Source organism: Neptunicoccus cionae, from assembly GCF_014643735.1.
GTDB lineage: Bacteria > Pseudomonadota > Alphaproteobacteria > Rhodobacterales > Rhodobacteraceae > Amylibacter > Amylibacter cionae.
Genome location: NZ_BMKA01000006.1, coordinates 1 through 11,969 on the forward strand (window position 1 = coordinate 1; position 11,969 = coordinate 11,969).

The 11,969-nt window shown below is 55.0% G+C and carries 10 protein-coding genes; 5 read left to right on the forward strand and 5 right to left on the reverse strand.

Annotation, left to right across the window (positions count from 1 at the left end; all coding sequences use genetic code 11):
- The 4 genes from IEX10_RS16400 to IEX10_RS16415 all read left to right on the forward strand — a co-directional run.
- Positions 1-885 (forward strand): calcium-binding protein (locus IEX10_RS16400; RefSeq protein ID WP_188677870.1); only part of this gene is annotated, 885 nt, incomplete at its 5' end.
- Between the two features lie 310 nt (positions 886-1,195).
- Positions 1,196-2,323 (forward strand): DegT/DnrJ/EryC1/StrS family aminotransferase, encoded by a 1,128-nt coding sequence (locus tag IEX10_RS16405; RefSeq protein WP_188677874.1) that lies wholly within the window; start codon positions 1,196-1,198, stop codon positions 2,321-2,323.
- A gap of 63 nt (positions 2,324-2,386) precedes the next feature.
- Positions 2,387-3,574, forward strand: a complete 1,188-nt coding sequence (locus tag IEX10_RS16410) for a glycosyltransferase family 4 protein (RefSeq protein WP_188677877.1) — start codon at positions 2,387-2,389, stop codon at positions 3,572-3,574.
- A gap of 6 nt (positions 3,575-3,580) precedes the next feature.
- Positions 3,581-4,657: a hypothetical protein gene (locus tag IEX10_RS16415; RefSeq protein WP_188677878.1), complete on the forward strand. Its 1,077-nt coding sequence runs from the start codon at positions 3,581-3,583 to the stop codon at positions 4,655-4,657.
- On the opposite strand, the gene IEX10_RS16420 is transcribed toward IEX10_RS16415, so the two are convergent.
- The 5 genes from IEX10_RS16420 to IEX10_RS16440 form a co-directional block, all read right to left on the reverse strand.
- A complete protein-coding gene (locus IEX10_RS16420; RefSeq protein WP_188677881.1) occupies positions 4,629-5,288 on the reverse strand; it encodes a rhomboid family intramembrane serine protease in 660 nt (219 codons plus the stop codon). The two genes, IEX10_RS16415 and IEX10_RS16420, sit on opposite strands and share 29 nt — an antisense overlap.
- Before the next feature lie 6 nt (positions 5,289-5,294).
- The gene (locus IEX10_RS16425) at positions 5,295-6,518 is read right to left on the reverse strand and encodes a hypothetical protein (RefSeq protein WP_188677883.1); all 1,224 of its coding nucleotides are present in this window, start codon (positions 6,516-6,518) and stop codon (positions 5,295-5,297) included.
- 34 nt (positions 6,519-6,552) lie between these two features.
- Positions 6,553-7,146 (reverse strand): polysaccharide biosynthesis/export family protein, encoded by a 594-nt coding sequence (locus IEX10_RS16430; protein ID WP_188677886.1) that lies wholly within the window; start codon positions 7,144-7,146, stop codon positions 6,553-6,555.
- Between the two features lie 127 nt (positions 7,147-7,273).
- Positions 7,274-9,691, reverse strand: a complete 2,418-nt coding sequence (locus IEX10_RS16435; RefSeq protein WP_188677889.1) for a tetratricopeptide repeat protein — start codon at positions 9,689-9,691, stop codon at positions 7,274-7,276.
- Positions 9,692-9,790: 99 nt separating this feature from the next.
- Positions 9,791-10,468 carry a sugar transferase gene (locus IEX10_RS16440; protein WP_188677891.1) on the reverse strand — a complete coding sequence of 226 codons (678 nt, stop codon included), beginning with the start codon at positions 10,466-10,468 and terminating at the stop codon, positions 9,791-9,793.
- A gap of 606 nt (positions 10,469-11,074) precedes the next feature.
- On the opposite strand from IEX10_RS16440, the gene IEX10_RS16445 reads away from it, so the two are divergent.
- Entirely contained in the window at positions 11,075-11,959 is an 885-nt protein-coding gene (locus IEX10_RS16445) for an ExeA family protein (protein ID WP_188677894.1), read from the forward strand.
- The last annotated feature ends 10 nt before the right edge of the window (positions 11,960-11,969 follow it).

Genomic DNA, 11,969 nt, shown 5'->3' on the forward strand with positions numbered 1-11,969 from the left:
GGCACGCTGCCTCCCGAGGATTTCACCATCCCCTCCAGTGTACACCCGCTGGTCGCTGCAAACTATGACCTGATCCTTGATTTTGTGTCCGAGGAACTGGGGTTGGATAACGTTGTGGATCCGGACCCCGATCCCGATCCTGATGTTGTCACAGGGACTGCGGACGATGATTTGCTTGTGGGCGGTGCCAGCTCTGACATTCTGGAAGGCTTGGGGGGCAATGACACTCTGTTAGGCCGGACACAAGACGACATCCTGTTCGGAGCGAGCGCCAACGACCTGCTGCGCGGTGGAAAAGGTGACGACGCGCTCTATGGCGGGGGCGGAAATGACGTCATCAAAGGCAACAAAGGCGCGGACCGTATTTGGGCCGGCTCCGGAGATGACACCGTTAAAGGCGGTAAAGGCTCTGACAGCATCAAAGGGGGGAACGGTGATGATGTCCTCTTCGGTGGCAAGGGATCTGATGTGATCAACGGTGATGCCCATGAAGATATTCTGCGCGGCAACGGCGGCAGCGATACTCTTTACGGCGATAGCGGTGACGACATCCTTATTGGCGGTGCTGCGGGGGATGTTCTTTACGGTGGTGCCGGCGAGGATACCTTTGTCTTTTCCCGCGCTTTCCAGTCGTCGACAGATGACCCCGACTTTATCGGGGACTTCACCAGAGGTGAGGATGTCGTGGATCTCTCCGGTTTCAAACGGGGTATCAGCTTCGTAGGCACGGATGAATATACTTCCGGTGGCAAGGGGGAACTGCGCGTTGAAGTGTCGGGTGGCAATACATTCCTGCAGCTTGATATAGATGGCGATGGCGCCGTGGAACTTGCCATTGAGCTCGGCGGGATCACCGGCTTTGATGCAAGTGATGTAATTGTCTGATTGCACAAAGGCACTGACAGGGGGACGTCGCGTAAAAGAAGGCTTGTTAAGCACACTGCGACGTGCTGTCCCTAGTTGGTGTTTCCGGCCGCTTACAAGCCGCCACTTCCCGCATGCGGTGCCCCGTAACATTTTGTAAGCATTTCGGCTTTCCTGTCTCGCAACCCGTTTTTTTTTGACGGAAGTGTCATTAGCAGAGCGCGCAACGAAGCGGGGCGGGGCCAAGGAGAATCGTTGATCTGCACGGCTTTTGTATTCAAACAGGAAGCCTTAATTCTATTGAAGATAATAACTGCAAAGGTATTCGCTTATGGCTGAAGGCCGTCCGCTCTACGTCACTCGTCCGACACTGCCACCCTTGCAGGAAGTGATACCAATACTTGAAGATTTGTGGGAAAGCCGAATTCTGAGCAATGGTGGTCGCTATCACCAAGAATTTGAAGCGGCACTCGGTACCTATCTGGGTGTTGAACATGTCAGTCTGGTTGCGAATGCAACTTTGGGTCTTATGCTAGCGTTGAAACAATGTGCCCTGAAGGGACAGGTTATTACGACGCCTTTCAGCTTTGTCGGCACCAGCCATACACTGGCGCTGAGCGGTCTGGAGCCGGTCTTTGCGGATATTGATCCGGTCACGCTGAATCTGGATCCGGCGGCTGTCACAGCAGCCTTGACCCCGCAGACCAGTGCCATCATGCCCGTGCATATCTTTGGTCGCGCATGCGATACGGAGGCTTTCGAGGCCCTTGCCAACGCCCACAACCTGAGATTAATTTACGATGCTGCCCATGCTTTTGGCGTGCGTGATTCAGGAGGAAGCGTGCTGCGCCACGGCGATATGTCTGTGTTGAGTTTTCATGCAACCAAGGTGTTCAACACCTTTGAAGGAGGCGCTGTTATCTGTAGGGATGCCACCACAAAAGAGGGTATAGACGAACTTCGTAACTTTGGAATTATTGACGAAGTAACCGTGTCCCGTGTGGGTATGAACGCAAAGATGAACGAGTTCAGCGCGGGGCTCGGACTATTGCAGCTGAAATATATTGATGAGGCCACGGAGCGCAGAGGTCAGGCGGATGCCCGTTACCGTGATTTGCTGGCGCAGGTTCCCGAAGTTCGCTGCCTGCCTCTGGCCTCTGGTCAGACCGGAAATAAATACAGCTTCCCCATACTGGTACAACCGGATGCCGGTTTCACGCGGGATGCACTTTACGAGCGGCTTCGGGCCAATGGTATTTACGCGCGGCGGTATTTCTATCCGCTGATTTCGGATATGCCCATGTACCGTCACCTGCCCTCGGCGCAGCCCGAGAATCTGCCCGTCGCCCGGGATATTGCACAACGTATCTTGTGCCTGCCGCTCTCGCCGGATCTGGATGCGGTGGAACAACAGCGTATCGTAAAGGTAATCGCCGAGACAAAGACAGGTTTGAGCTGAACAATGGCCCTCCTTGCGATAATCCCCTCATTGCCGGCACATTCTGTGGCAGAAGGGCGGGTGTTGCTGACGAAGAAATTTGTTGATGGCATGGCGCGGATGGCAATGTTGTGGGGGGGACCGATCGTGGCAATCATGCGCCCGCACACTGCTGCATCGACGGGGAATCTGGACGATGCTGAATTCGATCTAGACCAGTTGCCGTTTTCTGTGCGTATCGTTCCTTATTCGGGAAACCATATTTATACGGCACTTGCCGATGCCGATGCGGTTATGCTGGGCGGCGATCACCGGCTCGCCAATCTTACGCAATGGTGCCGGTCCCAAGGGAAAAAGACTGTATTTGTGACCGAATATTCACTTCGCACAAGATTCCAGATCATTGATGCAGAAATCACAAATCCGATCATACGCTATCGAAGGTATCTTTGGGCATGGCGTCAGGAGCGCCGCAACCTTCGGGGAATAACGGCCGCTGATGCGGTGCAGTGCAACGGCACGCCGACCTATGACATCTACCGCAAGATAAACGGCAATACCCTGCTGTTTTTTGACAACCGGATGACCGTGGATATGCTGGCCGACTCCGAAGCGGTCGCTGCGAGACTCGGGGACATGGACCGCAACACACATCTCAGGATCGCTTATTCGGGCCGACTAACCGCGGTAAAGGGGGGAGATGATCTGATCGAAGTTGCCCGCCACCTGAAGGATGCGGGGCTGAATTTCAGTTTTGATATTTACGGTGAAGGCGACTTGCGCCCGATCATGGAGCAACGCATCTGCGAGTATGGTCTTGGGGAAAGGGTGCGGCTGCATGGTGTTGTTGATTTCGCGACAGAGTTGCTTCCGGCTGTGCGCAGTCACGTCGACCTGTTTGTGTGTTGCCATCGTCAGGGAGACCCTTCCTGCACCTACCTTGAAACATTTGGCTGTGGTGTGCCGGTCGTAGGCTATGCAAATGACGCGCTTTGCGGTTTGACGAAAGGCAGAGCCATCGGCTGGACCACACCGATAAATGATGCCCGACAACTGGCGAAGAAAGTTGCCGATCTGCAGGCGCATCCCGAACAGCTTTCCCATGCCAGTTTTGAAGCGCTGGCCTTTGCCACGGATCATACCTTTGAAAAGGAGTTCGCAGCGCGGATTTCGCAGGTCAGAAAGCTTCTGGAAGACCCGCCATCCCCGTTAAGAGAACTGCCGTTGGCAAAGCCGGCTCTAAAAGATCAAAAAAATGCTGAGTCGAGGTAAACCGTCGTGTTGACGCTCGTTACCGTGATATACGGCGATGCGCGCCGCTATCGTGTCGAACTTTTCGGCAGCATACTCAGCGCTTTGAAATTGCGCACCGATCCCGACACCCGGGTTGTGGTTTATACCGACCGGTCCCTTGGTGATTTTCCCCTGCCGATAACGGAGCGGATTATATCTGCGGCGGACTGGCAGAACTGGACCCGGGGATCCGGCGTCACCCATCTCGTCAAACTCCACCTTGTCAGACAAACTCTGGAGGAGAAGCTGGGGCCGGTCCTCTATTTTGACACGGATACGCTGTTTCTGGTGCCCCCGGAACATCTGGCCGCCCGCCTTTCGCCGGAGACGGCTCTGATGCATGCGAATGAGGGCCCGATTTCAGACCATGGTATCTGGTCGGATATTTCTGCGTGGCTTGGGGAAGGGCGCGAAATCTGCGGCCGGATGTTGTCGCGCCACTCTGTCATGTATAACTCGGGGATCGTCGGGGTTGTCGAGGCACATCACGACAGTCTGTGTCGCTCGATTGATATTGCAAATGTGCTGTATGACGTAGACCCTGTCTTCAGTCTCGACCAGTTTTCCACCGGCGTCGCCCTGAGCGGGCAAGCTAAGGTGGAAACCTGCACACCTGAGGTATTGCATTACTGGGGTTGGCATCGCAGCTTCATTCGCGATGCAATTGACCGGTTCTGGCGGGCGCACCAGCAGGCAGATATCGCAGAACTCTGCGCGGATTTTGAGCCCTCTATATATGCCCGTCCCCCTGAAATTCGCTGGCAGGAAAAGCTTTATGCGCGCTATATGGGATTCCGCTGGCGCCTTAGTGATGACAACCGGTTTGCCTGTCTTGCTTTGGAAACAGCACGGCATCACGCAAAAAGCGACACAGAGATGGCCAACCGCTGGTTTGCTGTGCATATGGATTTCATGCGCAAGCCAACATCATCAAGGGCGCAGATAAAGACCCTTGAAAGGGCATGGCGCACAGATCATCACGCTTGCCGGACATGGTTGAATACCCAGAACACAGTTGCTCTGGAGACTTGGATCAATGAAGCTCGCGCTGGGGCGCCATGAAGTCTCGGGGCCGGGCGCCGAGCCATTTTGCCAGCACCAATCCGGTCACAAAGCCGCCCAGATGGGCCTGCCAGGCCAGATGCCCGTTATACCACCAGTTCAACAGAATGTTCAGCAGTACCATCAGGGCGATACTGCCAAGAGCATAACGGGCGCGCCGGAGGATGGCGGCCGTGCTGTCGAAAAAACGCCAGCCAACCCCGATCCCGATCAGTCCGAAGAGCGCACCAGAGGCCCCGACCATCGGGGTATTACCAGCGCTGAGGGCGGCAAAGGAGACCGCGCCTCCAAGGGCGGTCAATGCAAACACTCCCAGAAAACCGCCTTGTCCGATACGGGTTACAACACCCTGACCCAGAAACCAAAGTGCGAGCGCATTGCCCGCCAGATGTCCCAAGCCGCCGTGAAGAAAGGCATAGGAGACAAACATGGTGACGGGCTGGGCGGCATAATTGGGCGCCCAACTGTCTAAAAGGCCGGGCCAGAACGCCCCGTACTGATAGGCCAGCGATCGCCACCGGGGGGACCCGATCCACCCAAGATCCGCCATTTGCAGAGCAACCTCGCTGGCGATGATTACGGCTAGGATTGCAATAAGCGCCCCGCGGGGGGCGTGGGGTGTATTGAACATCCGGACTTAAGGACGCCAGGTCAGACTGCGCCCCAGCACCATGAAGACGCCATTGGCGCGTGAGGCTGTGCCTGAATCCTTGCGCAAATCAGTGCGGGCCCCGAAATTGACCGACCAGTCCGGGGTCAGCTGGAGCCCGTAGCTGGCAGAAAAAGTGCCAACCGCTATATCTGCACCGTCATCCGTATCGCGCGCCCGGGCATAGTCGAGCAGCAGCCGCAGGTCGCTGATCGGGGTCAGCTCTTGGGTATAGCTGGCCTGAAGCGTCGTGTTGCGCCGGTCTGATCCCGCGGTCAGGTCATGGCCCGCGCTGAATTCAATGCGGCCCTCAGGCAGATCATAGCCATAGGCGACCCGCCCGATCAGCTGTGCTGTTGCGCTGTCATCCTGTGCCACCCCGAGTGTGATATCCAGATCCGCGCGGGGCAGTTCAAACTGGCGATTGACCGAGGCGGCCCAACGGGTTTCGCTGTCATCGTTATGGGCAACGGAGATTTGCGTCACCAACCGGCCCGATGGCCGGTCAAAGGTCAGCCCGCCCCTTAGGATAGCGGTGTTTTCGACGGCACTTCCATCGTCATCAATGATGTTATAGCGCAGGTTCAGGTTTGCGGTCGTGACCGGATTGATGTTGAACCGCAACCCGCCGGAAAGGGTCGTCGTCGTGCCATCCGTCAGGGTTGCACGGGCATTGTCATAGTCCTGAATCCGGTGGCGCAACTCCAGCGACGCCCCCAATGGCCGCAGCTCGCCCCAACGTAAGGAGGCGCCGAATGTGGTTGCGGTGCGGGTGCCTGTGCTGGTCAGTTGTCCCAGATCATCCGGTAGCACAACGATCCCGTCGGCGTCGACAAAGCTAGAGGCGCTTCGCAAAAAGGCCAAATCCGACTGGACCCATTCCGCCGTCAGATCGAGCACCGCATTGGCGCTTGTGCGGCGGTAGGACAGATCGGCGGTTGTGTCCGTGCGTGTCAGACCATCGCTCAGCTGGGTGCCGAACTCAAGTTCCAGCCGGTCCTGACGCGTTTCGCTCAGCGCGCCAAAGGTCAGGATCGTGGTGCTGCGTCCTCCGGGATCCTGACCCGCAACGCTCAGGCTTCGGTCGGTAAACGCCTCAAACTGCTGTCTCAGCCCAAACGTAAAAGAGAGCCCCCCCGGATCGGCATCTTGTGCCAAACCTGCAGCCGGACAGAGGCCGGTCAGAATAACAATTCTGAAGAAATGATTCATTTGACGCAGCACCCCCGGCCATCGTTCTGACGCGTTATTCGAACAAACGACGCTGTGGAACGATGATCACGTCGCCTTCCCGCAATCGCACGGTCCCGTTGGGACTGGTGCCCTTGAGTATTGCATCAAAGTTGACGGTGTAAATCTTGGCACTGCGGTGCAACTGGACACGTTTGGTGGCGGCGAAATTGGTGAAGCCTCCGAATTGGGCAATCGCCTGTAGCAAAGTGGTGCCGGGTTCCAGTTCCACCCGACCTGCATTTTTTATCTCACCGGCAACAAAGACCGCCGTGACCGGATCTTCGGCGGGGGGGGAAGGCACGGTGGGACGCAGTTCTTCGAGCGAGACATGTACGTTGGGCGGGTTGGCAAAGTTCGGTGCAAGCTGCGCGGTCAGGCTTCGTTGGATTTGCAGCATTGTGCGCCCGCCCGCTCGGACCTGCCCTGTACCGGGTAAAGAGATTCGCCCGTCCGGCGCGACCAACACAGTGCGATCCAGATTTGAGTCTTCAATGACTTCAATCCGGAGCGTGTCGCCGGGGCGCACCCGGTAATTTTGGGCGGTGGCGGTCGTTACACAAAGGATCAGGGCCAGAAAAGAGCCGAGAAGCGTGGAAATTCGGAACATGAAGTGGCCTTTTGACAATATGGTGAAACAGGCAAAAGCCGTGTTGTAAAAGTCAGTCTAGCGTCCGTTGGCCAAGATCAAAATACAAAAAAGATATAAAGCACGGCAGAAGACCGCTCGGGTGATATTAACCGCCCAATTCTTGCAATTGTTGGCGGGCGGTATCGAATTGGGGCAGGGCGCTGTCGCCAGCCAATTCAATAGCGCGGGTCAGAACCTTGCGCGCCTGGTCCATCTCTCCAAGGGCAGCATAGGCCATACCAAGGTGAAATTGCACCAAAGGATCATCGGGTAGGCCAGTGGCTGCCGGCTCCAGATAGTTCTTGGCTTCTTCAAAGTTTCCAAGCCGGAAGGCAATCCAGCCGTAGGTGTCCTGAAACGGCGGTATATCGGAATCGCGCAGACGTTTGGCGATGGTTGCAGCGCGTTTCAGGCTGTCGGTATCATCCTTATGTGTTGCAATGAGCGATGCCAGATTATTGGCGATGGTTACCGCATTAGTATTGGCAGCATAGATTTGCTCATAGAGACCAATGGCCGCGTCGATGTTACCGGATTTCTCCAGTTCACCCGCCCGGACCCACAGCAGGTTCAGTGATTGTGGCTGAGCGGTCAGCGCGGCATCGATTATTGCACCAGCTTCCTCGGCGCGGTTGGTCGAGATTAACAGGTTGTACAGTCGTAACACCGGTTCTTCGGATTGGGGGAATTCTTCAATTAGCTCGCGAAACTCCGCCTCGGCCTCAGCAAACTCGCCGGAAATAGCATGGAGAGTTGCGCCGAGCATTCGTAGGGTGCCATTGCGGGGATCATTTTCTAGAGCCTCTTCCAGATATATCCGAGCTGCCTTAACATTGCCTGACAGCCATTGGATCTGTACCACCTGCGCAATGGCCGTGGTATCTGCATTGCCTTGTGCGATTTGTTCTTGCAAGAAGACCAGCCCGTCTTGGCTTCGGTTTTGGCTAAGCAACAGGGCGGTTTGCAATGAAATGGCCGCCTTTTGGGCGGCAGTGTCATTGAGGGTGCGCAATTCATTGGCGAGATCTTGGGCGGGGACCCAAGCCTCTTCGGTTACCAGAACTTTGGCGAGTTCGGTTAACACGGAGACATGGCCTGGGTTGGCGTTGCGGGCGTCTGTCAAAATGCTGCGGGCGGCGGGGGTGCGGCCGTTGCGCAGTAAAAAGGCGGCATATCGCAAGGACTCTTCAGGGCCGGCCCCCGAGACGTCCACTGCCAGGGCGAGACGCTCTCCCGCGAGGGCCTGGGCGCCTTCACGTTCGTGGGCTTGCGCCATGAGCGTCAGAATTTCTGCATCCCGGGGTTGCTGGCCCAGAGCGGTTCGCAGGTCCACAATCGCCTCGGCAGCGCGGTCGTCGTCGATCGCCCAGGCCGCCCGCAGCTTCAGTGCATCCACGTTCGAAGAATCTTCGGTCAGGACGGTTTCGATCTGTGCTCTGGCGCCCACATGATTGTTTGTGGCGATCAGCAGACGGGCGAGAATGTTGCGAATTCTCCAAGTCTGTTCCGAGGGTTCTGCATTGGCTGCAATATCTTCGATGATGCTGATGGCGGAATCGCGGTTCCCGCTATCAAAAGTAATCATTGCAGACAGGGTGCGGTAAATATCGGCGTTGGCATTATCGGCATTGGCCTTGGCAAGCCGGTTCAATTCGGCTTGTGCGGCTTCGGGGCCCTGGCTGCTCTGGATAAGCTGGATCACTGATATATGTCCGGCGGGATTGGCGGTGATGTCACCGGCAAGCTGGCGCAGGTAGTCTTCGGCGTCCGTCAGATTGCCCTGTGCGAGATACCAGTGAATAAGGGTTCGCGACAAATCCTGATCATCCGGATAGAGCGCGACCATGCGCTTTAACTGCTGGCCGATGCCCAAAGTGTCCTGAACCTGATTCAGGAGTCTCAGGCGCAATGTATTATAAGGATAGCTTTGGGGGTCGCGTTCCAGCGCGCGCTCAATTTCGGCCATCGCGTCATAGGGCGTGTCACTGCGTAGCAGATGGTCGATCACCACCCGGCGCGATACTTCGTCCGAGGCATCAGCAGCCAACAGTTCCGAGGCAAGGCCCGCTGCACGGGCCCGCGCCTTGGCATCCTCTGCGTCACGATACTGAAAGGCTGCAGCCAGCGCCTGTGCTTCGGGATCTTCGGGAACAAGGGCGATGGCAGCCTCGCCGTGGCGGCGGGCTTCGTCCCAATTGTTCGTGTCCAACGCTACCCGTGCCAGAATAAGCCGGACCTCCGGCGTGTCGGGATATTGCTCTATCAGGCGGAGATACTGTCCGTAGGCTGCGCCGAAATTGCCTTGTCCCAGCCGGATATCTGCAAGTTTTCGGCGGGCGTCTTTATGTAGGTTATTGTGCTGAAAAACATTAAGGAATTCGATTGCTGCACGGTCGAGATCCCCCGCTTCCATCAAAGACAGACCGGATTGATAGAAGGATTCGGCTTTTTCTTCAGGACTTTTGCACGCAGTTAGGGTCACAACAGTGATAAGCAGCAGAAAAACGCGCATATATCTCAGCATAGGATTACTTCGTGTTCCGTTTCATGCGGTTAGGGCGGCAACTTGGTTATATGTCCAGAAGAACCTTGCACTTATGGGATGTGTGCAAGGTTTGATCTATTAATAGCCTGTACCACGAACAACGACTTGGGCAGTGGCTAGCAGCAATTTTAGATCGCTTTTAAAAGATATATTGGCACAGTAATCCGTGTCAAATCGCGCGCGATCGGCAAAGGTTGATTCATTGCGTTGGGACACCTGCCAGATACCGGTAATGCCGGGACGCTGGTCGTAATATGCCAGGCCGGGATAGAGGTCCTGTTGTTCAGGCAGCATCGGGCGCGGGCCTACAAGGCTCATGTCACCGATTAATACATTCCACAACTGAGGCAGTTCATCCATCGAGCACTTTCGCAAAACGAGGCCAAGTGGGGTGATGCGGGGATCATTTTTGAGCTTCTGGGTTGTTGTCCACTCAGCGTTGGCTGCAGGGTTTTTGGCCAGATAGACCATAAGCTGTTGATCTGCGTTGGCAACCATTGTGCGTAATTTCCACATCCGGTAGGTTTTGCCACCACGACCAACGCGTTTTTGACAATAGAAGGCACCATCGCCATCGCGTGCCACCAAAAGGGCTAAAACAGCTATTATTGGAAAAATAATGGGCAGGGCAACAAGAACTAAGAAGATGTCGAACCCGCGTTTGAAAACGGCTTCGTAGGGACCCGGTTTGGACAGTCCAGAGGTGACAGAAGATGCCTGGGCTTCGTTTGGGATATTGCTATAATGTATCGTCATAATTAAGGTTGCTCACATACTAAATTAAAGCCGTTTAAAACGCCTGCATTCAGAAACTATTCAGAATCGTATAGTTGGTTGTTAAGAATCAAGACTAAGTTATTAAGATTATATTAACTAATTTTTTTTAAAAAATATAGACTGCTGCAGGCAAGATTTTTTTACTGAAAACACTTTAAGTAACTGCTTGGAAATACTTTTACTTATTGTTTCTCCTCAGAAACAGTCTGTTTTTTTGTAGAACAGGGCCACAAGCTTGCCAAACCGGATCATTCAGTTAAGAGGGGCCCTGATCCCTTTTGCCTTTGCTGCTGCTGTGATGCTGCCCGCCTGCGGATCGCCGGTTTCCGGAATTTCAGGCATGAAATTGCGTCGGGAAGCTGATGGTTGGTCCCAATCTACCAATACTTTCAGGGAGTGATCATACATCCAAGAACGCGCACACTACCCTTGATAAGCGCATGCCAGACACCGCATACTCAATCCAAGCAGAATTATGAAAGACAGGATCGCTTTGGCACGTCCTGTAACAGATGGTGTCTGTGGTACTCTTTGACTTAAATTGCCCTTTCTTGACGGGTTACTGTTTTTTATTTTGGAACACTGATGAATTACTCGATCAACCTTTATCTTGATTACTTCGGTTTGCGCGAACGACCGTTTAATCTGGTGCCGGATCCGGAATTCCTATTCTGGTCCCCGGCCCACCGGCGCGCCTTTGCGATGCTTGAATATGGAATAGTGACCAGTGCGCCTATCACCCTCATCACCGGGGATGTGGGTGCAGGCAAGACTACGCTATTGCATCACCTGCTCAATTCGCTCGGGGATGATCTGCAAGTGGGGCTGATTTCCAATGCGCACGGCACCCGCGACGAACTGTTGCGCTGGGTGTTGCAAGCATTGGACCAGGACTGCCCCGCCGGAGCCGGCTACGTAGAGCTGTTCGGGATGTTTGAGCAGTTTTTGATCGCGGAATATGCTGAAGGGCGCCGGGTTGTTCTTGTTTTTGATGAAGCGCAAAATCTCAACCGTGAGAGCCTAGAAGAACTGCGGATGTTCACCAATATCAATTCTAACAAGGATGTGTTGTTGCAGTTGGTGCTGGTTGGCCAGCCCGAGTTGCGCGATGTCGTGCATCAGGCCGACCTGACACAATTTGCCCAGCGGGTCGCGGCCAGCTTCCATTTGTCCGCGCTTGATGCGGTGACGGTGCGCGATTACATTGATCATCGCTTGCAGATTGCCGGTGCAACGACTGAGCTTTTCAGCCCGAAGGCGGCCAACGCGATTTACAACGCGACCAAAGGTGTTCCCCGCCTGATTAATCAGCTTTGTGATTTGTCCCTGCTTTATGCCTATACTGACGATCGGAAAATGGTAACCGCGTCTGTCGTGCAGCAGGTACTGGATGATGGTGTCTTTTTTGGCGGCGGCGCAGCCTCTGTAGCGCCGGACAATTATATATTTACACCGCGCAGTTTGAAATAACGGGTTGAGT

Coding starts and splice junctions, on each gene's coding strand:
- IEX10_RS16405 (WP_188677874.1), top strand. CDS start 1,196: ATGGCTGAAGGCCGTCCGCTCTACGTCACTCGTCCGACACTGCCACCC.
- IEX10_RS16420 (WP_188677881.1), bottom strand. CDS start 5,288: ATGTTCAATACACCCCACGCCCCCCGCGGGGCGCTTATTGCAATCCTA.
- IEX10_RS16425 (WP_188677883.1), bottom strand. CDS start 6,518: ATGAATCATTTCTTCAGAATTGTTATTCTGACCGGCCTCTGTCCGGCT.
- IEX10_RS16430 (WP_188677886.1), bottom strand. CDS start 7,146: ATGTTCCGAATTTCCACGCTTCTCGGCTCTTTTCTGGCCCTGATCCTT.
- IEX10_RS16435 (WP_188677889.1), bottom strand. CDS start 9,691: ATGCTGAGATATATGCGCGTTTTTCTGCTGCTTATCACTGTTGTGACC.
- IEX10_RS16440 (WP_188677891.1), bottom strand. CDS start 10,468: ATGACGATACATTATAGCAATATCCCAAACGAAGCCCAGGCATCTTCT.
- IEX10_RS16445 (WP_188677894.1), top strand. CDS start 11,075: ATGAATTACTCGATCAACCTTTATCTTGATTACTTCGGTTTGCGCGAA.